The sequence below is a fragment of the Streptomyces sp. NPDC056128 genome, assembly GCF_042263835.1.
Classification (GTDB): Bacteria; Actinomycetota; Actinomycetes; order Streptomycetales; family Streptomycetaceae; genus Streptomyces.
This window is the reverse complement of the sequence record NZ_JBHJVQ010000005.1, coordinates 177,149-199,439: the sequence shown is the minus strand read 5'-3', so window position 1 is coordinate 199,439 and position 22,291 is coordinate 177,149. Positions and strand designations below refer to the sequence as shown.

18 protein-coding genes and 2 pseudogenes are annotated in these 22,291 nt (G+C 72.0%); 10 read left to right on the top strand and 10 right to left on the bottom strand.

Annotated features, from left to right (window positions below; all coding sequences use genetic code 11):
* Window positions 1-3 precede the first annotated feature (3 nt).
* Entirely contained in the window at window positions 4-1,143 is a 1,140-nt protein-coding gene (locus tag ACFC1X_RS13955) for a PP2C family protein-serine/threonine phosphatase (protein WP_376352628.1), read from the top strand.
* A gap of 31 nt (window positions 1,144-1,174) precedes the next feature.
* On the opposite strand, the gene ACFC1X_RS13950 is transcribed toward ACFC1X_RS13955, so the two are convergent.
* Window positions 1,175-2,683, bottom strand: a complete 1,509-nt coding sequence (locus tag ACFC1X_RS13950; RefSeq protein ID WP_376352625.1) for an FG-GAP repeat protein — start codon at window positions 2,681-2,683, stop codon at window positions 1,175-1,177.
* Between the two features lie 266 nt (window positions 2,684-2,949).
* Here ACFC1X_RS13950 and ACFC1X_RS13945 point away from each other — a divergent pair, with 266 nt between their 5' ends.
* The 5 genes from ACFC1X_RS13945 (at window position 2,950) to ACFC1X_RS13925 (ending at window position 9,246) form a co-directional block, all read left to right on the top strand.
* Complete coding sequence (locus tag ACFC1X_RS13945) at window positions 2,950-4,008, top strand: LacI family DNA-binding transcriptional regulator (protein WP_376352623.1); 1,059 nt, start codon at window positions 2,950-2,952, stop codon at window positions 4,006-4,008.
* 408 nt (window positions 4,009-4,416) lie between these two features.
* On the top strand, window positions 4,417-5,895 hold the full coding sequence (locus tag ACFC1X_RS13940; RefSeq protein ID WP_376352620.1) for a glycoside hydrolase family 32 protein: 1,479 nt from the start codon (window positions 4,417-4,419) through the stop codon (window positions 5,893-5,895).
* 98 nt (window positions 5,896-5,993) lie between these two features.
* Window positions 5,994-7,340 (top strand): ABC transporter substrate-binding protein, encoded by a 1,347-nt coding sequence (locus ACFC1X_RS13935; protein WP_376353066.1) that lies wholly within the window; start codon window positions 5,994-5,996, stop codon window positions 7,338-7,340.
* Between the two features lie 77 nt (window positions 7,341-7,417).
* Window positions 7,418-8,407: a carbohydrate ABC transporter permease gene (locus ACFC1X_RS13930; protein WP_376352617.1), complete on the top strand. Its 990-nt coding sequence runs from the start codon at window positions 7,418-7,420 to the stop codon at window positions 8,405-8,407.
* A 2-nt stretch (window positions 8,408-8,409) separates the two neighbouring features.
* Entirely contained in the window at window positions 8,410-9,246 is an 837-nt protein-coding gene (locus tag ACFC1X_RS13925; protein WP_376352615.1) for a carbohydrate ABC transporter permease, read from the top strand.
* Between the two features lie 143 nt (window positions 9,247-9,389).
* On the opposite strand, the pseudogene ACFC1X_RS13920 reads toward ACFC1X_RS13925, so the two are convergent.
* Window positions 9,390-9,959 (bottom strand): annotated as a pseudogene (locus ACFC1X_RS13920) (DedA family protein); the annotation flags it as partial.
* Window positions 9,857-10,588 carry a class I SAM-dependent methyltransferase gene (locus ACFC1X_RS13915; protein ID WP_376352612.1) on the bottom strand — a complete coding sequence of 244 codons (732 nt, stop codon included), beginning with the start codon at window positions 10,586-10,588 and terminating at the stop codon, window positions 9,857-9,859. The pseudogene ACFC1X_RS13920 and the gene ACFC1X_RS13915, both read right to left, overlap by 103 nt.
* 183 nt (window positions 10,589-10,771) lie before the next feature.
* On the opposite strand from ACFC1X_RS13915, the gene ACFC1X_RS13910 reads away from it, so the two are divergent.
* Window positions 10,772-11,863: a sensor histidine kinase gene (locus tag ACFC1X_RS13910; RefSeq protein ID WP_376352610.1), complete on the top strand. Its 1,092-nt coding sequence runs from the start codon at window positions 10,772-10,774 to the stop codon at window positions 11,861-11,863.
* On the top strand, window positions 11,860-12,510 hold the full coding sequence (locus ACFC1X_RS13905; RefSeq protein ID WP_376352607.1) for a response regulator: 651 nt from the start codon (window positions 11,860-11,862) through the stop codon (window positions 12,508-12,510). Before ACFC1X_RS13910 ends, ACFC1X_RS13905 begins: the two co-directional genes overlap by 4 nt.
* A gap of 28 nt (window positions 12,511-12,538) precedes the next feature.
* Here ACFC1X_RS13905 and ACFC1X_RS13900 read toward each other — a convergent pair whose 3' ends face one another.
* On the bottom strand, window positions 12,539-13,114 hold the full coding sequence (locus ACFC1X_RS13900) for a LysR substrate-binding domain-containing protein (RefSeq protein ID WP_376352604.1): 576 nt from the start codon (window positions 13,112-13,114) through the stop codon (window positions 12,539-12,541).
* A gap of 106 nt (window positions 13,115-13,220) precedes the next feature.
* Here ACFC1X_RS13900 and ACFC1X_RS13895 point away from each other — a divergent pair, with 106 nt between their 5' ends.
* The gene (locus tag ACFC1X_RS13895; RefSeq protein WP_376352601.1) at window positions 13,221-13,370 is read left to right on the top strand and encodes a hypothetical protein; all 150 of its coding nucleotides are present in this window, start codon (window positions 13,221-13,223) and stop codon (window positions 13,368-13,370) included.
* Here the strand turns inward: ACFC1X_RS13895 and ACFC1X_RS13890 are convergent.
* Window positions 13,332-13,460 (bottom strand): annotated as a pseudogene (locus tag ACFC1X_RS13890) (LysR family transcriptional regulator); the annotation flags it as partial. The gene ACFC1X_RS13895 and the pseudogene ACFC1X_RS13890 sit on opposite strands and share 39 nt — an antisense overlap.
* Window positions 13,461-13,568: 108 nt before the next feature.
* Here ACFC1X_RS13890 and ACFC1X_RS13885 point away from each other — a divergent pair.
* Window positions 13,569-14,612 carry a zinc-dependent alcohol dehydrogenase family protein gene (locus tag ACFC1X_RS13885; RefSeq protein WP_376352599.1) on the top strand — a complete coding sequence of 348 codons (1,044 nt, stop codon included), beginning with the start codon at window positions 13,569-13,571 and terminating at the stop codon, window positions 14,610-14,612.
* Between the two features lie 27 nt (window positions 14,613-14,639).
* On the opposite strand, the gene ACFC1X_RS13880 is transcribed toward ACFC1X_RS13885, so the two are convergent.
* The 5 genes from ACFC1X_RS13880 to ACFC1X_RS13860 form a co-directional block, all read right to left on the bottom strand.
* Window positions 14,640-15,212: a GNAT family N-acetyltransferase gene (locus ACFC1X_RS13880; RefSeq protein ID WP_376352597.1), complete on the bottom strand. Its 573-nt coding sequence runs from the start codon at window positions 15,210-15,212 to the stop codon at window positions 14,640-14,642.
* Window positions 15,213-15,299: 87 nt separating this feature from the next.
* The gene (locus tag ACFC1X_RS13875; protein WP_376352594.1) at window positions 15,300-17,951 is read right to left on the bottom strand and encodes a hypothetical protein; all 2,652 of its coding nucleotides are present in this window, start codon (window positions 17,949-17,951) and stop codon (window positions 15,300-15,302) included.
* 38 nt (window positions 17,952-17,989) lie between these two features.
* The gene (locus ACFC1X_RS13870) at window positions 17,990-18,730 is read right to left on the bottom strand and encodes an N-acetylmannosamine-6-phosphate 2-epimerase (protein ID WP_376352591.1); all 741 of its coding nucleotides are present in this window, start codon (window positions 18,728-18,730) and stop codon (window positions 17,990-17,992) included.
* 4 nt (window positions 18,731-18,734) lie between these two features.
* Entirely contained in the window at window positions 18,735-20,603 is a 1,869-nt protein-coding gene (locus ACFC1X_RS13865; protein ID WP_376352588.1) for an FAD-dependent oxidoreductase, read from the bottom strand.
* Window positions 20,603-22,141, bottom strand: a complete 1,539-nt coding sequence (locus ACFC1X_RS13860) for a DUF4127 family protein (RefSeq protein WP_376352585.1) — start codon at window positions 22,139-22,141, stop codon at window positions 20,603-20,605. Before ACFC1X_RS13860 ends, ACFC1X_RS13865 begins: the two co-directional genes overlap by 1 nt.
* Window positions 22,142-22,291 lie beyond the last annotated feature (150 nt).

The window sequence follows — 22,291 nt, the reverse complement described above, 5'->3', positions numbered from 1 at the left end:
CGCATGTTCGGTTCGATGCGCGCGGCGCCGGACTCCGCGGACGACCTCGCGGACCGGGACGACGACATCTCCCTCCGTACGCCCCCCACGCGCGCCGTCGTCCTGGTGACGGTCGCGGCGACGGTGGTGACGATCGTCCTCGGCGTACTGACCGGGACCGCCGTCCTCCTGCTCGGCCTGCTGGTGTTCCTGCCGGCGTTCGCCGCCGCGCTGTGCACCCCACGGCAGACGGCACTGGTCTCCATCTGGGTGAGCGTCATCGTGGTCGTGCCCGTGGCCCTGTCCGGGGAACGTATCGCCGACCGGGTGGTCCTGGCGCTGTTCGCCGTCGGCTTCGGCGTGCTGGCCGTCTACGCGTCCCGGCTGCGTGTCTCGCGCGAGGGGGCGCTGGTGCGGCTGCGGTCGACCGCCGCCGCGATGCAGCGGCAGATCCTGCGGCCCCTCCCCCTGCTCACCGACGAGGTGCTCGTGGACGGCGTGTACGAGCCGGTGCAGCAGGACAAACTCGTCGGGGGCGACATCTACGACGTGGCGGCCACCCCGTGGGGCACCCGGGTGCTCATCGGCGACGTCCAGGGCAAGGGACTCGCCGCCGTCGGCATGGCGATCGACGTGGTCGGCGCCTTCCGCGAAGCCGCGCACCGCGAACCGACGGTGACCGCGCTCGTCGACTCGCTCGAGGCGGCGGTGGTCCGCCACAACGACTACGCGGAACAGCGCGGCGAGCCGCAGCGATTCGTCACCGCCGTGGTCCTGGGCGTGGACTCCGGCACGGACACCCAGCTCGTCACCTGCGGCCACATCCCGCCGTACCTGCTGCACGACGGCATCGTCACCGCCGTCGGCGCGGGGACGGAGCACGCGCCGCTCGGCCTGGCGGACCTGGTCGAGGAGGCGCGCACGGTGTCCTGGTTCCCGTTCCCGGCCGGAGCGACCCTGCTGCTGTGCACCGACGGCCTGACCGAGGCCCGCTCGGCCGGGGGCGCCTTCTATCCGCTGGAGTCGCGCCTCGCCGACCGTGCCGACATCACCGCGGGCCGGCTCACCGAGTCACTCGTCGACGATGTGCACGCCTTCACCGCGGGCACCCAGCAGGACGACCTGGCGGTCCTCGCCGTCCGCCGCTCCCCGCGCCAGGTGTAGCCCGGTCTCCGGAGCCGTCCCCGCACGAGGTCTACTCGTCGATCGCCGCCCCGAACCGCGCGTTCGCCGTCGGTGCCCCGAGGCGTGCCCCGTCGTAGGTCCAGGTGCCCTTGGCGACCAGGCCCGACGACGACGCGGGTACGACCCAGATGAAGCCGTCGTCGGTGTTCTCGCCCGGTGCCGCCGCCAGGAGCCCGAAGAGGCGGTCCTTGTTGGCGTCGATGAGCCGGACCTGGCCGCCCCAGCGGTCCGACTTCTCGGCCGCGCCGGGGATGGCGGCGAGCTGCTGGTCGAAGCTCTTCACCCCTACGCCGCTGAAGCCGGTCGGGTCGCCGCGCAGCACCCACACGGCACCCGCGTCGGCCACGCTGCCGATGTCCTCGCCGGGCGCACCGACGGCGAGGTCCGGGTGGCCGTCCCCATCGGTGTCCCCGGCCGACAGATCGGCACCCCACTGATCGCCCGCCTCCGCGGTACCGGGCACGCCGGGCGAGTCCTGGGTCCAGTACTGCGCCGGCTCCGGCTCGAGCCCCGACAGGTCGCCGCGGCCCAGATAGAGGGTGATCCCGCCGCCCGTCGGTGCGCCGGCCCCCGTGTCACCGATGACCAGGTCGTCCTGTCCCGTGCCGTCCCAGTCGCCGGAGACGACGGCCGGACCGCCCGGGAACGTGCCCCCGTCGCCGAGAGCGCCGATGTCCGGCGCGCCGTGCAGCACGTGCACCGTGCCGGCGCCCGGCTGCTGCCCGGTGGTGACGCCGGAGACGGCCAGGTCGGCCCAGGAGTCCTCGTTGTAGTTGCCGTGGCTGAGGCCGCGGAACTCGAAGCCGGTGCCCCGCGGTGCGAAGTCCGCCGCCCGCACGCTGCGGTCCGACATCGTCGGCCGCTGCGCCGCCTGGCCGGGTGCGAGGGTGAAGAACAGCAGGGCGTCGTCCTCCAGGACGGCGATCGAGTCTCGCGGGTCGGCGTCCGGGTCCGCCGGGTCGGGTGCGGAGTACCGGGCCGCTTCGAGGGCCCGCCCGAAGTGGGCGCCCGCCCGCGGGTCGTCGTTCTCCAGCCAGGTGCTGTCGGACCCGTGCAGTCCGGTCGGCGATCCCCAGAAGATGACGGCGCCGCCCGCGTCGGACGAGCCGGTGAGATCTTCACCCGGGACACCGACGACGGCGTCGTCGTACCCGTCGTTGTCCAGGTCGCCGGAGGCGACGGCCCCGCCGAAGGCGTCGCCGGCCTCGGCACCGCCGGGAACGCCGGACACGTTCTGGTGGAGCACGCTCTTCTTCGTCGTGCTGAGACCGCCCGACGAGCTGTACTGCACGGTGACGTAGCCGGCGCCCGAGGCGCCGCTGACCGTCGCACCGGGGGCGCCGGTCAGCACGTCGTCGAAACCGTTGCCGTCGTAGTCGCAGTTGCGCTGCTGCCACCCGATGGACGGGAAGGGCACGGGAGCCGGGGCGGCCTGGGCCGCGGGGGCGGCGGTGACCAGGCCGCCGCCGAGGGTGAGGAGTGCGGTGGCCGTGACGGCCGCTTGTCTGAGGTGACGCACAGGAAATCTCCCTGGTCTCCGAAACAGAAGGGGGGTGCGACCATGTGCGTCTCCCGCCGTCGGGCAGTGCGGAGAGGCACGGACCTTGCTGCGTACACCAAGAAGACATCCGCGCTTCGTCAAAGGTTGTGCACAGGAAAGGTTGTGCACAGGACGAGAGTTCGTGACGGGCCATTGACAGGAGCGGTGGCCAGGGGCACCCTCATGTGCACAGCGATGGCTAAACGTTTAGCCAACCCGGTTTCCACTACTTTGGGCAGGGGTTCATGGCGCGCCGGATCGGGATCAAGGACGTGGCAGCGGCGGCGGGTGTATCGACCGCGACCGTGTCGCACATCCTGAACGGCGTGGAGGGCAAGCGTGCGAGCGTCGAGACCCGGCAGCGTGTCCTGCGGGCCGCCGAGGAGCTCGGCTACGCGCCCAACGGCCTGGCCCGGGGGCTGAGGCTGCGGCGTTCGCAGACGATCGGCTTCGTCAGCGACGAGATCGCCACCACGCCCCACGCGGGCCGGATGATCCTGGGCGCCCAAGAGGCCGCCGCCGCCGAGGGCATGGTGCTGCTGCTGGTCAACACCGGCGGCGATGCCGGCCTGGAGCGCACGAGCATCGAGATGCTTCTGCAGCGGCAGGTGGACGGTGTCGTCTACGCGGCGATGTATCACCAGAACGTGCGCGTGCCGGCGAGCCTGGGCTCGACGCCCACGGTGCTGCTGGACGCGCGTGCGGAGGATCCCGTCATCCCGTTCGTGGTGCCGGACGAGGTCCAGGGCGGATACGCGGCGGTGCGCGAGCTGACCGATCACGGGCACCGCAGGATCGGTGTGACCGTGCAGACGGTCGACACCCCCGCTCGCCAGGGCCGCCTGGAGGGCTACCGCAGGGCGCTGGCCGAGGCCGGTATCCCCTTCGACCCGATGCTGATCGCCGCCGAAACGGCGGTGCCCTTCGGTACGACCCCCGGTGATGTGGCCGCGGGCTATCGGGCCGCACGGGGACTGCTGACGGCGCGGGAGCGCCCGACGGCGTTGTTCTGCTTCAACGACCGTATGGCAGCGGGCGCTTACCGGGCCGCCACCGAGTTGGGGCTCTCGGTTCCCGGCGATGTGTCGGTCGTGGGCTTCGACAATCAGGAGCTGGTCTGCGAGGCCCTCTACCCGGCGCTGAGCACGGTCCAGCTTCCGCACTACGAGATGGGGGCACGGGCCGTCGCCCAGTTGCTCGCTCTCACCAAGACTCCGGGCCGGCCACCGGGCCCGGACACTCGCGAACTGCTGCCTTGCCCGCTGGTGGCGCGGGCATCGGTCACTTCGCCGCCCCGACTCTGACCTCGGGACGGCGAAGCGTTGCACTACGACAGGCGACCGTTGCGACCGGTCGTCGGTCCTGTCGATCCTTGGAACACAGTGAGGCTACACGTATGTCCCCCAGCATTCTCAGTGAGCCAGCGGGCAGCCCAGACCCTCTGATGTCCGGCGCCGTCTGCCGCTCCACCGCCCCCTCGGCGCCCCTGGCCGTCCCGGCCCGCGTGGGCGGGACGACGCGCTAGCGCGTCCTCTACGGCTCGCCCGGGCTCGTCGGTGAAGTGTTCCGCGGCCCGATTTCGAGCGACGTCCCCTCACGCCACAGCGGCGAAGCACGGTCTCGCCGGTTCCGTGACCCCGTCACTTCGCTGACGGCCGCCTGCGTCCGCAGGCCGCCCTCGCGCGCCTTCCCGCACTACCGAAAGGACGTGTGTGTCCACCGCGCCCCATGATCCGTACCGGCCCGTCGCGCATCTGCGCCCGCCCAGGAACTGGATCAACGATCCCAACGGGCTTGTCTTCCACGACGGCCACTACCACGTCTTCCACCAGTACAACCCGTACGGTGCCACGCACGCGAACGTGCACTGGGGCCACTTCCGCAGCCCCGACCTGCTGACCTGGGAGCCGCTGCCGATCGCCCTGACCCCGACCCCTGGGGGCGAGGACGCCGACGGCTGCTTTTCCGGAAACGCCGTCCGCGACGGAGACCGGCTCGTCGCCTTCTACTCCGCGAATCGCTGGGACCGCTCGCCGCAGCACCAGCCGGTCACCACCGCCGTCTCCCTCGACGGCGGCCGGACCTTCACCCCGCGGGGCCGACTGCTCATCCCCGAATGGCCCGAGGGATGCACCATGTACCGCGACCCGTACGTCTGGCGGGACGGTCAGGGGTGGCGGATGCTGCTGGGCGCCGCTCTCGCGGACGGCCGCGGCGCGGCCCTGCTGTACACGTCGCCCGACCTGGAGAACTGGACCTACCAGGGGCCCTTCGCTGCCCGCGCGCAGGAGCCGGTCGGCGGCACGGACTTGCGGACCGGCGAGGGCTGGGAGTGTCCCCAGTACCTCCCCGCGCACGCCGGACGGCCCGGTGCTCTCCTCTTCAGCGCGTGGTACGAGGACGACACGACCCCGCGTTGCCTCGTGGCCCTGATCGGGGAAGAACGCGGCGGCGTGTTCGAGGCCGGCTCACCCGTCCTGGCCGACCACGGTCCCGACTGCTACGCCGCCGCGCTGTTGCGCGCGCCGGGCGGCCGATGGCTGCTGTGGGGCTGGTCCTGGGAGGCCCGGGATGAGACCTGGTCCGTCGCCGACGGGTGGGCCGGTGTCCTCACCCTGCCCCGCGAGGTCTCGGTCGGCGGCGACGGCTCCCTGCGGCAGCAGCCGGCGGCCGAACTGCTCGCTCTGCGCGGCGAGCACACCGTCCACGCCTCCGGCGAGATGCGCGGCCCGCAGCCGGTGGACCTCGGCCCGGTCGGCCGTGCCTTCGACCTGACGGCCCGCCTGGAGCCGACAGAGGGCGCCGGTCTGCGGCTTCTCACCACCACCGACGGCTCCGAGTATCTCGACATCCGCTTCCACGCGGCCACCGGCGAACTGGTCGTCGACCGCGGCCACGCCTCGCGCGACGACCGCGCGCAGGCCGGTTCCTACCGCATGCCCTGCCCCGCCGATCAGCCGGTCGACCTGCGCGTGGTCGTCGACCACTCCATCGCCGAGGTCTTCCTGACCTCCACCGGCCAGGTCCTCACCCTGCGCTTCTACCCCACGGGCGACGCCCCGTGGCGTCTGCAGGCCCACAGCGCGCCGGACACCCGTCTCGGTTACGCCTTCGACGCCTGGGACCTGCGTCCCCTCGCCATCAAGGAACCGAGCACGAAGGCCGCCGAGCCGGAAGGGCGCCTCGCGTGACGCCCTCGCGCACGCCCGCCCCGGAGTCCCCGCACCCCCGCGACACATCCGCACCCCACACCCTCGTCCCGTCCGGGCACCACATGGAGGCACCCACGATGAACGCCGCGAGCAGCAGATCCCGCCGGACGGCCCGTGCGGTCCTGGCCCTCGTACTTCCCCTGTCCGCGCTGGCCGCCTGCGGTGGCGGCAACGGCGGTGGCGACACCTCCGCGGAGGAGGGCAGCGGCACGGGCACCATCACCGTCTGGGCGCACCAGGGCCAGAAGAGTGAGGCCGACGCGGTACAGAAGGCGGTGAAGTCCTTCAACTCCTCCCAGGACAAGGTCAAGGTCGAACTGACCCTGATCCCCGACACCGACTACACCAAGACCATCACCGCCACCGACGCCGCCAAGCTGCCGGACGTGATGGAGTTCGACGGCCCGACCATGGCCAACTTCGTCTACAACAAGAAGCTCGCCCCGATCGACGACTACGTCTCCATCAAGACCCTGGCCAACGCCACGGACGCCATCAAGGCGCAGGGCGAGATCGACGGCAAGCACTACGGGCTGGGCATGTACGACTCCGGCCTGGGGATCTACGGCAACAAGAAGCTGCTCGACGAGGCCGGCGTCAAGTACCCCACCGGCGTGGACGACGCCTGGACGGCCGACGAGTTCACCGCGGCCGCCAGGAAGCTGGCCGCCGAGGACTCCGACGGCAAGAGCCTGGACCTGCAGGAAGCCGCCGGCTACGCCACCGAGTGGGGCACCTACGGCTTCGCACCCGTCGTCTGGTCGGCCGGCGGCTCACTGCTGGACAACGGCGAGGCCGAAGGCGCCCTGAACACTCCGGAAGTGGTCAAGGCGCTGAAGACCTTCCAGGGCTGGAAGACCTACACCGACCCCAACACCGACGGCAACGCCTTCGCCAAGGGCCGGGTCGCGCTGAGCTGGGTCGGGCACTGGATGTATCCCAGCTACAGCAAGGCCCTCGGTGACGATCTCGTCGTGCTGCCGCTGCCCGACTTCGGCAACGGCCCCAAGACCGGCCAGGGTTCCTGGCAGTGGGGCATCGGCGCCAACAGCGAGAACGGCAAGGCCGCCGGAGCGTTCCTCGACGCCCTGCTCAACGACGCCAACGTCACCGCGATGACCACGGCCAACGGCGCCCCTCCCGGCACCCTGTCCGTGCTGGAGAAGAGCGAACTGTACAAGCAGGACGGCCCGCTGCACCTGTTCGCCGAGCAGCTCGCCAAGCCCTGCGGCGACTCGCGGATCGACCAGTCCTGCATCGCCGTGACCCGCCCGATCACCGCCGGATATCCCACGGTCACTGCCAAGTTCAGCCAGGCCCTGAGCGACATCTACGGCGGCGGCGACCCGAAGACCGCCCTGGCCAAGGCCGGCCGCGCCATCGACCAGGACTTCTCCGACAACGCCGGCTACCGGATCCCGTAACCGGCACGAGCAGCCGGGACGCGGCGGACACACCCTGACCGCGTCCGCCGCGTCCCGGCCAGGAAGAGGAGCCCAGCGTGACCACAGTGAACCCCGCACCCACCACGCCCCCAGGCAGGAAGCCGACCCCTCCACCGACCTCCGCAAGGCCCAAGCGCTCGCGGCGCGGGAACCGCGACTGGTTGCACGGGCTCCTGATGTCCGCACCCGCCCTCGGTGGCCTCATCGCCTTCGTCGGCGTGCCGTTCGTCTACGCGGTCGTGCTCTCGTTCTACAACGTGCGCCTCGGCTCACCTCTGGAGCCCACGTTCTTCGGCGTCGAGCAGTACCGGCGCCTGTTCACCGACCCCGACCTGTCCGGCCCGTTCCTGCGGGCGCTGGCGAACAACCTGACCTTCGCCGCGGTCGTGGTCCCGGTGCAGACCGGCCTCGCGCTCGGCCTGGCGATCCTGCTCAACCGCAAGCTGAGGGCCATCGGCCTGTTCCGGTCGCTGTTCTTCATGCCGGTCGTCTTCCCCATGGCCCTGGTCGCCGTGATCTGGCGCCTCATCCTCGCCCGCAGTGGGGACGGCCTGCTCAACTCCGCCCTCGACACGCTGAGTTTCGGGAACTGGGGTGCCTTCGACTGGCTCGGCAACGGGCTGACCGCCATGGCCTCGATCATCGCGCTGTCCATCTGGCAGGGCGTGGGATTCCAGATGGTCATCCTGCTGGCCGGCCTCCAGCAGATCCCCGGCGAACTCTACGAAGCCGCCCGACTCGACCGGGCCTCCCACTGGCAGCAGTTCCGGCACGTCACCCTGCCCGGCATCCGCGGCACTCTCGTCTTCGTCGCCCTGCTCACCTCGGTGCTGTCCTTCCGCGTGTTCGACCAGGTCTACGTCCTCGTCAAGGGCGGCGGACTCGACGAGGACGCCACCCGCACCGTCATGTACCAGGCGGTCACCACCGCGTTCGACCAGAACAACATCGGCCAGGCGTCCGCGATCACCGTCGTCTTCTTCTTGATCGTCGTCGCCCTGACCCTCATCCAGCGCCGCGCCGTCGGCACCGGCAACGAGGACTGACCATGACCCGCGCCCCCCTGCGCCGCCTGCTGGACTACGCCGTTCTGAGCGTGCCGGCCTTCATCTTCGTGCTGCCCGCGCTGTATCTCGTGGTGGGCAGCTTCAAGCCCTCCGAGCAGGTGCTCGACGGCCTGAGCGGCTTCCTCCCCACCCACCTGTCCTTCGACAACTACACGGCCGTCCTGGACAGCTTCGACTCCGATGCCACCGGCTACTTCTGGCGCTTCCTGGGCATCTCCGTGCTCCTGTCCACGGTCGTGGTACTCGGCGGCCTGATCATCAACTCCATGGCCGCCTACGGTCTCACCCGCCTGCGCTGGAAGGGCCAGAAGGCCGTTTTCGGCATCGTCCTGCTGTTGATGCTCGTCCCGTTCGAAGCCGTCGCGGTCCCGCTCTTCTACCTGTTCAACGACGAGCGGAACACCATCTCCATCCAAGCGATCCCCTTCATCGCCAACGCCTTCTCCATCTACCAGTTCGCCACCTTCTTCCGCGCGATACCGCCCAGCATCGAGGAAGCCGCCCGGATGGACGGCGCCGGCCCCTGGCGCACCTTCTTCGCCATCATCGTCCCCATGAGCAAGCCGGTCTTCGCCTCGGTCGCCATCCTGACCTTCCTCATCCAGTGGAGCTCCTTCCTCTGGCCCGTCCTGATGGTCTCCGACCCCGCCGTAAGGCCGCTGCCGCTCCAGATGAGCGTCTTTCAGGGCCAGATGCCCGTGGACTGGGGCCAAGTCCTCGCCTTCGGCGTCCTGCTGGTCCTGCCCGTCCTCGTCGTCTTCGCCTTCTTCCAGCGCTGGTTCGTCCAGGGCATCGCCAGCTCCGCCGTCAAGGGTTGAGCGTCACGGGCATCACCGTTGCCGCGCCTGATCCCGCTGCCGGTCAGGACTGCCGCGGCGATGATCGCCGTGGTGGCGGCGAGGGCGGGGGCGCCCAGGGTGACGGCGTGCTGGAGGGAGGTGGCGGCGCTGTAGCCGACCCCGGCTTCGGCGCCGGCCCACAGGAGTGCGGCGAGTGCGCTGTACGGAGCGATGTGCCGGTAGGGCAGTCGGCTCGCGCCCGCCAGGTGCGGGGTGATGGTGCGCAGGACGGGGATGAACCGGGACAGGAAGACGGCCTGTCCACCGCGTGCGGCCATGAGCGCTTCGGCTCGCTGCCAGGCGGCAGCGGGGATGCGACGCCCGAGCCGTCCGGTCCGCAGACGGCCGCCCAGCACATACCCGGTGCGGTGGCCCAGAGCGTCCCCGGCCACGACGGCGCTCGCGGCGGTGACGATGACGACGACGAGGTTCAGCTCACCTGCGCGGGCCAGGGCACCGGTGGCCATCAGCAGCGTCAGTGTCGGGACGAACGCGCCGATCAACAGCACGGACTCGGCGAGCACCGCGGCGCCGAGGATCGCGTAGGTGGCCGTGGCGGGAACATGTCCGATCAGACCGGTCAGCGTATTCACCGCGCCGCTCCGGCCGTGACGTGCGACTTCGCCGCCGGGACGGCCGCGGGTGCGGGGCTGCGCAGATGCCAGACCTTCGCCGGGGGCAGGTTGCCCCATACGCTCCAGCAGCCGACGGCGAGCCGGCGCTGATGGCCCGCGAGAACCTCCTCGACGCCGCGGTGACGACGGGCTTCGGCGCGGCCGGCGGTCAGGGCGCGGGCGTGGCGGGTGCCCCGGTAGGCGAAGTAGGTGAGGGTGCCGCCGGGCTCCAGCAGCTCCATGTAGCGGTCCAGGATCGTCTCGACCTGCGCGGGAGTGAAGTTGGTGAAGGGCAGACCGGAAACGATCACGTCGTAGCGACGGTCGGTGTCGAGGTGCTCGACGAAGGCGTGATGGACGCGGACGCACCTGTCGGCGTCCGGCAGCCGGGGGTGCGCCCGGACCAGGCCGCGCAGCCGGGCGACGAAGCGGGGGTTGGCCTCGACGATGTCCAGGCGGCTGCCGGGCGAGAGGCGCGGGATGAGGGCACGGGTGACCGATCCGGTGCCGGCACCCACCTCCAGGACGTTCAATGGCCCTGCACCGTGCTCCGCCACCGGATCGGTGAGCAGGCGGCCCAGACCTTTGCTGCTGGGCGTGAGGGCTCCGGTGGTGCGCATGTCACGTAGGGCTTCGACGAGGAACATCCAGCCCTCGGCGCTGCGCTGCGGGAGGGCACGGTCATGTGAACAGGTCCAGTTGTCCATGCCCAGGACGCTAGGAAGACCCGCGGCTTCCGGAATCCGCCCTTGTGCGGCCGGCGCACCCTACGAAAGTAGGGGGTCCAGGCGGCTGAACGTCGGACGAGCGGCGGCACACCAGGTGCCTACGATTTGCGGGTGAAGCGGGAACGGAGTCGGAGCTGGGCAGCGTACGGCCGCGGTGGCTTGGTGGCGTTGCTGACTCTGGCAGCGGTGCAGAACGGCGCGTCGAGCGCCGGCGGCCAATACCTCACGCTGCGCACCGCGGTCGCCGTGGTGTGCGGCGTGCTTCTGCTGCTGCGTCGGGGGCACTGGCTGCTCGCTCCTGCCGCGGCGACGGCAGCGGCGGGAGTGTGGGGGTGGCCCATGCTCCCTCTGCTGCTCCTCGCCCTGTTCGACCTGGCCGCCCATCGGCACACCCCGGCCGCCGTGGCCTGCGCCGCAGCCGCGCTGACCGGCAACGCGCTGCTGCACCCGGCGGTCTCCTTGTGGCGGCCGCAGCAGTACGGCTCCAGCCTGTTCCTGCTGCTGGCCGTCGTAGCGGGACTGTGGATGGGCAACCGCCGTCGCCTGGTCCAGGCGCTGAACACACAGGTCGAACACCTGAGGATCGAACGGGAACTGCGCGAGCAGGCCGCACGCGACGCCGAACGGTCCGCGATCGCCGCCGAAATGCACGACGTGCTCGCCCACCGGCTCAGTCTGATCGCCCTGCACACCGGCGTCCTGGCCACCAAGGGGGACACCCTGCCCGACCCCGTCGTCGAGCGCCTCGGACTGCTGCGTACCGCCTCCACCGATGCCCTGAACGACCTCCGTGACGTCCTGGGCGCGCTGCGCACCACCGGCACCCGCCCCGCCACCGACCGGCCGGCGCCGGTCCTGCAGAACGTCATGGAGGTGATCGAACAGGCCAGGGCCGCCGGGCAGCGCATCGACACGGGCATCGTGGGCACACCCGAGCATGCCCCCGCAGCTCACCGGCTCGCCGTCTTCCGCCTGGTTCAGGAGGCCCTGTCCAACGCCCGCAAGCACGCTCCAGACGCGTCCGTCCGCGTCCGCGTCGACTACGGGCCGCCCGCCACGCTGATCGAGGTCACCAACACCGCCGGGACCCGCACCGGGCAAGCCGTGCCCTCGGGATTCGGCCTGGTGGGCCTGCGTGAGCGCGTCGAAGCACTCGGCGGACACCTGAACGCGGGTCCCGGCGGCGCCGGGTCCTGGCGTCTGTCCGCCCGCATCCCGCACCCCGCCATCGAGCAGAACGGTCCCCGCACGTGATCCGCGCCATGATCGTCGACGACGACGCCCTCGTCCGCCTGGGCCTGACCGACCTCCTCAACGGCGACGAGCACATCGAAGTCGTCGCTCAGGCCACCGACGGGCTGCACGCCGTCGAACAGGCCACCGCCCACCACGTCGACGTGGCCCTCGTCGACGTCCGCATGCCCCGCATGGACGGCATCACCGCCACCGAACGCCTGCGCGCCCTGCCCCACCCGCCGAAGGTCATCACCCTGACCACCTTCGACCTCGACGAATACGTCTACAACGCACTGGCCGCCGGCGCCGACGGCTTCCTCCTCAAGGACACCGACCCCGCCGAGATCCTTCGCGCCGTCCACCTCGTCGCCGCCGGCTCCGCCATGCTCCACCCCACCGCCGCCCGCCGCGTCATCGACCACTACCACCACACCAACCGCCCCCGGGCCGCCCAGGCCCGGACCCGTATCGGACCTCTCACACCACGCGAGACAGACGTCTTGGCGCTGCTCGCCCAAGGGGCCACCAACGCCGACATCGCGCACACGCTCGGCATGCGGGAAAGCACGGTGAAATCCCACGTCAGCCGCATCTTCATGACCTTGGACGTCACGAACCGGGTCCAAGCCGCACTCCTGGCCCGCGACGCCGGTCTCGCCCCGTGAACCGGCCGGGAACGGCGGACGGGCCGTTCTACGTTGCCGGTGCCGCGCCGTCGTCGAGGGTGCGGAGCGTGGCGAGGCATGCGGCGATCGAGGGCTCGTGCGCTGTTCCGTGGCGAACCGCGGTCTCGATCGTGCGGGTGAGTCCCTTGTCGGCCACTGGTCGTGCGATCAGTGGCGGAGGGAGCTGAGCCGCGGCCATCCGCGGGATGAGGACCGCGTGGTCTCCGGTCGCGGCGAGGGCGATCATGGTCGTGAAGTCGGTGCTGGTGTGGCGCACCCGCGGGGTGAAACCGGCTGACCTGCAGGCTTGAAGGACGGCGCTCCCGCACGCCGTTTCCGGCGGAGCGGTGATCCACGCGCTGCCCGCGAGTTCTCGTAGGTCGATCGGGGGGCGCCCGGTACGAGCTGCGGAGTGATCGTTTCTCAGGACGGCGACCAGTGGATCCGTCCGCAGCGTGCAGGTTTCGACACTGGGGTGCGCGGGTGTGGCGAGGTTGGTGTAGCGGTAGAGCAGCGCGATGTCGACCCGCCGCTGCAGCAGCAGCCGTACGGCAGCCTCGGGCTCCGCTTCGGTGACTGTGCAGCCGCAGCTCCGCGTAGGCACTCTCCAGAGCCTCGCCGAGCGGGACGGCCATGGTGGTGACGGCACTGGGAAAAGAGGCGAGATGGAGGGGGCCGGCCGGTTGCCCGGCAGCGGTGTGCAGGCCCCGATGCGCGTGTTCGAGAGCGGCGAGCACGTTCTCGGTGTCCGCTACCAGTTGGTGCCCGGCGGTCGTCAGATGGATGGAACGGCCGGTGCGCTCCAGAAGGCGGACGCGGGTTTCCTCCTCCAGCAGTCGCAGCTGTTGAGAGACGGCTGAGGGCGTGACTCCGTGGAGCTCGGCCACGGCGGTCACCGTGCCGTGCTCGGCGAGATCACGCAGGAGGACGAGCCGGCGGACATCGAGCATCAGTTCATCTTAAGTGGATGCTGTAGAGAATGTAGCTGGACATGGGAACGTGCGTACGGCGACCCTGGCTCTCCCCGTCCAGCTTTGAACAGTGCCAGGAGTACTCTCGTGCGCGCCACCGTGATCCAAGGCCCCCATGACATCCGGATCGAGGAGGTGCCGGATCCGGTCGTGCGGCGGCCGTCCGACGCCGTGGTACGGGTGGTGAACGCCTGCATCTGCGGCAGCGATCTGTGGGCGTACCGGGGTATCGCGTCCAGGGAGGCCGGACAGCGGATCGGCCACGAGTTTCTGGGCGTCGTCGAGGAGACCGGATCCGAGGTACGCGGATTCACGCGCGGCGACTTCGTGGTCGCCCCGTTCGTCTGGTCCGACGGCACGTGCGACTTCTGCCGGGACGGTCTGCACACCTCCTGTCCCGGGGGTGGTTTCTGGGGCGAGGTCGGTTCCGACGGCGGTCAGGGGGAGGCCGTGCGTGTCCCGTTCGCCGACGGAACCCTCGTCAAGCTGCCCGAGGAGACAAGGGCGGAGCAGGATCTGCTGCCCAGCCTGCTCGCCCTGTCCGACGTGATGAGCACCGGCCACCACGCCGCCACCGCGGCGGGCGTGCGACCGGGCGCCACGGTCGCCGTGGTCGGAGACGGCGCGGTCGGCCTGTGCGGTGTGCTCGCCGCGCGGCGGCTCGGCGCGGACCGGATCATCGCGCTGGGCCGGCACGAGCAGCGCACCAAGCTCGCGCGCACCTTCGGAGCCACCGACGTGATCGCCGAACGGGGTGAGGCCGCGATCGAGGCGATCAAGGAACTGACCGCCGGTCAGGGCGCCCACGCCGTGCTGGAGGCCGTCGGGACCGAGGAGTCGATGCGCACCGCGATCTCCATCGCCCGAGACGGCGGCGCGGTCGGCTACGTCGGTGTGCCGCACGGAGGCAGCACCGGCGTCGACATCGCCCAGATGTTCGACCGGAACATCGCGCTGGCCGGCGGTGTCGCGCCCGCCCGCGCGTACATCCCCGAGCTGCTGCCGGACGTGCTGTCCGGCGCGATCAACCCCGGCCTCGTCTTCGACCGCACCGTCTCCCTCGACGACGTCCCCGACGGCTACCGCGCCATGCATGACCGCACGGCCCTCAAGGTCCGCATCGCCCTCTAGGACCGGCGCCTTGGTGGGACCAACCTCTCAGGGGCCTGGGACCGGCATGGCCGACGGCCGCCACTCTCGCCTGATCAATCCGAACACCCATGTGTCGGACACTTCGCCGTTCACGACGCATTGTTCCCGCAAGGTCCCTTCCCGCATGAATCCCATCTTCTCCAGAACCCGGGCGGACGCCACGTTGCGCGTATCGGTCTCGGCCTGAACTCGGTTCAGGTCCAGGGTGTCGAACGCCCACCGCAGCAAGGCGTGCGCGGCCTCCGTCGCGTAGCCGTGGCCCCACATGGCTTCGTCGAGGCAGTAGCCCAACGACGCGCTGCGCCAGTCCGGGTCCCATTCGGTCAGACCGCACCAGCCGACGAAGGCCCCGTCGGAAGCACGGTCGATGGCCACCCGCGCCCCACTGCCTTCGTCCGCCGCCTTGGCGCACATCGCGATGAAGCGCTCGGCGCGAGCCCGTTCGTTCCACGGCGCGGAGTCCCAGTAGCGCATCACATGGGTGCTGCTGTGCAGCGCGAAGAGGGAGTCCGCGTCGGCGTCGGAGAACGGCCGCAGACGCAGGCGTGCGGTGTGCAGTACGGGAATGGCCAGAGTCATGCGCACCATCTTGTGCCCTCAGGGTGCGGGCAGCGCACTGAATATCCGGCCCCGGTCCCGTCCTCACGGCCACTCGACCACCCCTGGCTATGAGCCGAAGCGCAGCGACAGCAGCCCGTACGGGGGCAGTTCGGTGGCGCGATCGACCGGGGTGCCGCGTCCGTCGTCGCTCTCGTCGAGCCCGATCACCTCGGCGGTCGCCGTCTTGAGATCGATGGTGGCCGACACGGTGTGGGCCGTGGGGTTGGACAACCGTGCGACCGCGCCGGCACCGTTCTCCGCCGGCTTCAGCGCGGTGAGCAGTGCGCCGGAGACGGCGGGTCCCGAGCGTTCCGCCGGGGCCGTGGTCCCGGGCCGGAGCTGCCAGGCGCGCAGGGGTGCCCGCGTCGCGGCGCCGAACGCGGCCAGCCGCATGTCGTCGGCGACCGGCGTGCCGAAGGCGGTGGCGAAGGCGAACCGCTGTCGCCCGTGGCACTGGGCCTCCGGGGTGGCGAGCATCGGGCCCGCGCCGGTGGTGCGGGTGGTGAGGTCGAACCGGGACAGCCAGCCCACCGACCGCAGGAGGGTGACGACGAGTTCGTTGCCCTCACCGTGCTGCGCGGGCATGGCTCGGAACTCGGGGAGACCCGGTGCCGCGACCGCGGTGCGGGCACTGCCCTCGCCCAGCGCGGCGACGCTCTGCACGGGTGCGGATCCGCACACCGCCTCGTGGCCCGGCGCGTCGGGGAGTGGTCCCAGGTCGGCGGTGACAGGGCGTTCGATGAGGGAGAAGTGGGCGTCGGCCAGCCAGGTTCCGGCGGCCCCGGCCGCGGGGAAGTGGGCGCGCAGCCGGTGGTCGTCGGCGGTGTTGTCGAGCTGTATCTCCCAGCGCAGAGCTTGCGACGGGTCGTCCGACCACGAGGTGATCTCGGTCGTCAACGGCATCGTGGTCGTCTCGGCGGCGCGGGCTCGGCGGTCCTCGGTGAGTCCGCGGGGAACGGTCAGCTCCGACGTCAGACGAAGCGTGGTGCGTACCGGCGAGACGATCAGCTCGGCTCCGCGCAGCCGCGGAGTGACGAGGCGGTCCTGGGCGGGTGGATCGTAGTTGTACGTGTCGCCCCGGTCTCCGCCGTCCATGAGGCGTCCTACGCCGCCCAGTTCACTGCCGTCGGGCAGGGTGATGCTGAGCGAGGCGTCGTCCTCGGCGGTCACCGTGTGGCCGTACGGGGTGCGGAAGTGGCGTACTCCGGGCTGTGTGTGCGCGAGAGTGTCAGCGGCTTGCCGGTCGGCGAGTGTGACGGTGTACACGGCGTGGCCGAGTGGCGGCACGTCCCGCGCCAGGAGCCGCAGCCGGTGGCGGAGCGAGGGCCGTGAGTCCGGGAGCAGATCGAGGTCGGCCTCGAATGCCGTTTCGACGCCCTGGGCCTCGCTCTCGAACGGCACCCTCTCCCCCGCGGCGTCGTGCACGGCGACGGGGTACCTGTCCGGTGCGGTGAGGATGTCGACGACGACCGGTCCGGTGTGTGGTGCGGCGTGTGGGTTGACGACGGCGATTTCGGCACGGTCGTGGGGGCGTTCGCCGTAGAGGCGGGTGTCCAGGCCGGCGGCGGCGAGGGCGCGCGCGACGACGTGTTCGCCGACCTCGTTGACCCGGTCGAACCGGACGGCGTTCTCCCGGTGCACCTCGTCCACGCTGCAGCCGCAGATGGAGTCGTGCGGTGCGTTGCGCAGCAGCAGCTCCCACGCGTGGCGCAACTCGGCGACCAGGGTGGCGTCCTGGGCGGCGTGGAGGGCCACGAGCGGCTCCGCCCAGCGTTCCAGCAGGGTCTGGGCGGTGGCGTTGGCCTGCTTGAGGTAGGTACGGGCGGAGAGGGTGCCGGGGAGCAGGAAGGTGAGCCGGTCACCGGGAGCACGCAACTCGCCTCGCACAAGGGGTAGTTCGTCGCCCGCCGTTTCGCGGGCCGCGGTGAAGAAATCCTCCAGGCTGCTCTCCAGGAGCCGTGTCCCGGCTTCCTCCGCCTGGGTGCGGGCGGCGGCGACGCGCGCGGAAGCGCCGGTGGGGGCGAGGTGGTCACCGCCGTTCATGAGCAGCCAGGGGCCGCCGGGCAGCCGCTCCCGCTCGGCGGAGAGGAACCGCGCCATCCGGTCGTCGCGCGCCGGTTCCTCGGACTCCGCCGACGGCCAGAGCACCTCGGCTGCGTGGTAGCTCTGGTTCACCGCGAAGACCTCGGAGCCGTCGGGCGAACGCCAGCGGAACCTCGCGTGCTCGGGAGGGGCCCCGCGCCAGACGAGGGCGGTGTCCATGCCGAATCCACGCAGGATGCGGGGCAGGTCCGCCGGGTGGCCGAAGGCGTCCGGCGAGTAGCCCACGGTCGCCAGGGCGGCGTCGGCGCCCACGCGCCGGGCGGTGAGGAGGTTGCGGATCAGGTTCTCGCCGGAGACCAGTTGGTTGTCGGCCAGGACGTGCCAGGGTCCGACGGTGAGCCGGCCGGCGCGTGCGTGAGCCGTCAGCCGCTCGGCCAGGTCGGGCCGGACGGCGGCGATGTCGGCGAGGACGATGGTCTGGCCGTCCAGGTGGAAGGATGCCATCCGCTTGTCGTCGAGTTCGTCGCAGACCTGCTCGGCGAGTTCGGCGAGCCGCGCGCGGAAGGCCTCGAAGGGCCGGTACCACTCCCGGTCCCAGTGGACGTGGGTGACGACGTGACAGGTGGCCGCGTGGGCGGCCGTGGCCGGGTCGGGCGAGAGGGGGCGGTGCGTCATGGGGTCTCCGGTGTTCTGCGCTGAGGCGGTCTCGCCTGTCACGGCGTGCGGGGGACGGCCGGTGTGGCCTGCTCCTCGGCCAGGGCGTCGGCGAAGCGAGCGGTGATGTCGGTGGGTCGGGTGATGGCTCCGCCGACGACGACGGCGTGGGCGCCCAGGCGCAGTGCGTCGGCAGCCGCCGCCGGCGTCGCGTACCTGCCCTCGGCGAACACCGGGGCGACACCGGCGGCGGCGAGTTCGCGGACGAGATGGAGGTCGGGTCCCGGCCCGGAGGGGCTGTACGGGGTGTAGCCGGACAGCGTGGTGGAGAGCATGTCCGCGCCCGCGGCCGCGGCGGCGAGTCCTTCGGCGAGGGTGGAGACATCGGCCATCACCAGCGCCCCGGCGTCATGGACGGCCGCCGTCGTCTCGGCGAGGGTGCGGCCGTCCCCTCGTGGCCGTTCGGTGGCGTCGAGCGCGACGACGTCCGCTCCGGCCTCGGCGACGCGCAGGGCGTGGGTGAGGGTGGGGGTGATGTAGACGCCGTCGTCGCCGTCCTTCCAGAGCCCGATGACCGGCACGCCGACGACGTCCTTGACGGCGCGGACGTCCTCGGGTCCGTTGACGCGAACGGCCCTGGCGCCGCCCAGCTCGGCACTGAGCGCCATGGCGGCCATGTGCCGCGGGCCGTGCAGGGGTTCTCCCGGACGGGCCTGGCAGGAGACGACCAGACCCCCCGCGAGGGAGGAGAGCAGAGGGACGGTGCCGGCCTGCGAGGTGGCCGGCGACGGGTGGCTCACGGGTTCACTCCTTGTCGGCCGGGGTGGTCGCCCCGGCCGCCGTTGCGGCCTGTGCGGTGGATGTCGCCCGTGGTGGGCCCGGGTCGAGGCCGGCCAGGACGAGGTCGCCGAAGCGGGCGGCCGCGTGCCCCCAGGAGGCACCCGCGTCGGGCAGTGCGGCCTCGGGCAGGCGGCGCGCGCCCAGGAGTCGGGCGGCCGCGGCGGCCATGGACCGCAGCTCCACCTCCGACGCCTCGTCCTCGGGGCGTACGGCCAGTTCGGCACCGCGCGGCCCGGCGAGGGCACCGGCCGCCGCGAGCAGGTGCGCCTGCGGGCCGTACGGGTGCTCAGGGGCGACGTCGAGAAGCCAGGCGAGCGGGACACCGCTGCGGACGAGGCGCAGTTGCAGCCGGGTCAGCTCGCGCCGGTCGCGCAGGAGGGCGCCGGGGAGACGGGACCGTTCCACACTCGCGGCGGCCAGCGTGCCGGCCGCCTCGCCCACCGCCCACTCACCGTGGTGCACGCGGTAGGCGGAGGCGGCGACCTGGGTGGCGGCCAGGTTCTTCGCGGCGGCCAGCAGATTCACCGTGTCCTCGCCCACGAGGGCGGAGAGCGGGATCTGGAAGGGTGCGGTGGGGGCGTAGGCACTCGTCGGGTGACCGACTCGGGCGTGCAGGTCCATGTGATAGCTGGCGAGGCCGCCGGAATCGGGGGCGTTGACCGCCCGGGCGGCACCCGGCACGGGCTCCAGGTCCTGCTGGCACACCGGGGCCGCCGACCGCAGCCGCCGCGACTCACGCAGGTACGCCTCCTGCGCGTAGCCGTCCGGAGTACCGGCGATGTCGGGACGCAGGCGCAGACCCGGGTAGCCGGTGCCGGTGCCGCCGTCGCGCGGGCACTCGGTGCGGAGCCAGTGCAGGAACGCCGCCGAGAGCCGTTTGGCACCCCGGTAGGCGGCCGCCGGGTCGGCGAGGCAGGAGCGGTCGGCGTAGTCGTTGCCCGCCCAGTTGATCAGCGCGATGTCGTCGCCGCCCAGCACCGCGCCCTCACGCAGGCGCCGGTAGCTCCAGAACGGCGGATGGCCGTCGGGGCCCTCGGTGAACATGCGGTACCGGTGCGCGCGGTCGTCCCAGCCGGCTATCTCCAGCGTGAAGGGCTGGGCCTTCTTCCACCCTGCGTAGCCCTGCGGGGCCGGACCCGGGCGGTCACCGGCGTCCGGGCGGTGGTCGACGACGAACCCGACCGTGCAGGACTGGACGGCTTCCGGCTGCGGCGCGCCGGGCAGGGCGAGGGACTCGCCGAACGCGTCGCTCCCCTCGGACCCGGCGATCCAGGAGGTGCCGGTGAGGGGCAGCAGTGCGCCGTCGTCGGTCGCGTCGAGGAAGACGTCGGCGCCGATCTCGACGGAGCCGTGCGGCCCGGCGAGCGTCAGTGTCTCGACGCGTTGCCCGATGCGGCGGGCGGCGCGAGGGGTCAGGGAACGCAGCACCGTCAGGCGGCCGGTGGCGATGTGCGGGGCGAGCAGCTCGTCAATGGCCCGCTCGGCGGCCACGGGTTCGAAGCACAGGCGGCTGACCCAGCCGCCGCCCGGATTGGCGCGTCCGTCGTACTGGGCGCGGATCGCGTCGCGGAACGCCCGGTAGGTGGCGGAGATCCCGCCGCTCTCGACCTGGGGGTACTCGTCCAGGGCGGGCACGAGCTGGGTGGTCGCCTGGCCGCCGAGCCGGCTGAGCGGAGCGGCCAGGACGACGCCGCGACCGGCGCGGGCGGCGGCGAGCGCGGCGGCCACCGCGCCGAGGCCGCCTCCGATCACGGCGATGTCCGCGCTCAGCGACGCGTCCGGCGCCCGTGGCCCGCTGCTCCGGTCGGTGTGTCGCTCGGCTCGGGTGTCCATCAGTCCTCCTCGGCGGTGCGGTCGGCGGGGCCGTACGAGAGCGCGAAGTCGACCTCGAAGGTCCGCTGCCAGGGCAGGCGAACCGACCCGGGGGTGATGTCGAGGCCGCCGAAAGCGGGCAGTTCGGCCCGGCAGTCCCGCAGCAGCCCCTCCGCGAAGGCGATGAGGGCGTCACCGTCCGGCACGTGGTCGTGCCGGGCCGGATCGCTGCCGCACCGGATGCGCAGGGCGGCGCGGACGCGGCTCATGTACGCCCAGTCCTCCAGCAGACGGTGCAGGAGCAGCCGCTGGTGGGCTTGTTCGTCGAAGGTGCCCGCGCGCCGGGCGGTGACCGCGGTGACGGCGTGGGCGACCGCCGTGCCCAGCGTGTTGCCGGCCGTGTTCCAGGCCGCGTAGCCGGTCAGCTGCTCCAGTACGCCGCGCGAGGCCAGCGAGTGGACGAGCAGTGGGTCGGCACCGTTGGGCTGGGCGCAGTCGGCCACGGCCACCGTCCGGCCGTCCGCCAGGAGACACGCGACGCGGTCGGCGAGCGCTTCGGCGCGATCCCGGGCCGCATGGTCCTCCTCGCGGGCGACCGGCGGGGCGATCGCCCAGTCACCGGCGTCGTCCGGGGTGTGGACGAGCAGGTGGATGTCGGCCGTCTCGTCGGGGGCGGCAAGGCGTGCGCCACAGGTGCTGATCTGGCCGTGGGCGGTCTCGGCGACGCTGACGTTCTCGTAGGGCGCGGTGCGGGCCAGGCCCTCCGCGGTGAGGGCCTCGAGCGCCACGCGGGGCGGCGGGCCTCCGAGGTGCCGTGTCACGCAGCGTGCGACCAGTGTGGTGCACGCTTCGTCCGCCCCGGGACGTATGGCGGTGCGGTGCCCGCCGTCGAGCCATCCGGTCCACTGGCCGAGCCAGGTCAGTTCGGCGGTGGCCAGGGCGTGAGGGGCGGTGTCGTCGGCACCGATGACCAGGGATTCGAGGGTGCCGTCGGTCAGCAGCTCCAGGGCGGCGAGGTTGAGCGCGTGGTTCCGCAGGCGGCGTCGGAGGAAGTCGGCCCGGACGGCCTCGGGGACGCTGTCGGGGGCCCGGACCTCCTGTCCGGCGCCCTGGTGCAGTCGGGCGGACCATCGGTGCAGCGCGGGACCGTGCGGATCCCAGTAGTCCGGTTCCTCGGTCGCGTCGGCGGAGTCGGGGGTGCGGGTCACGAGGGTGACGGCGTGGACGGGCACACCCGCCCGCGCGATGCCGCGCAGTCCGTTCCAGCGGGCGGTCACTTCGGCGACGGTGGTGCCGCGCGTCCGCGAGGCGATCAGTCCTCCGTGGCCGAGGGTTTCCAGGGAGACGACGGCGGCGAACGACGTCCGGGCCGACTCGGCCAGCCAGCGGCTCGTCTCGTCCGCGTCTCCCGGCGTACGGCCCTGGGGAAGGATCGCGGCCGGGGGCAGGACGGCGCGCACGCCGGCGACCCGTGCGACGGCCGCGGGCAGCGCGGCGCAGGCCGGGCGTTCGTCCAGGGGGATCAGCGCGATGGTGGGGAGGGTGTCGTCGTCCGTCATCGGAGTCTTTCGGGTCTTTCGGTGCGGTGGGATCTGCCGGGGGTGGCCGGGTCTGCCGGGGTGGCCGGGTCTGCCAGGGTTGGCCGGGTCTGCCGGGGTGGCCGGGAGCGGTCGTCGCGGCGGGTACGGGTATGCGGGTGGGGCGGGTCC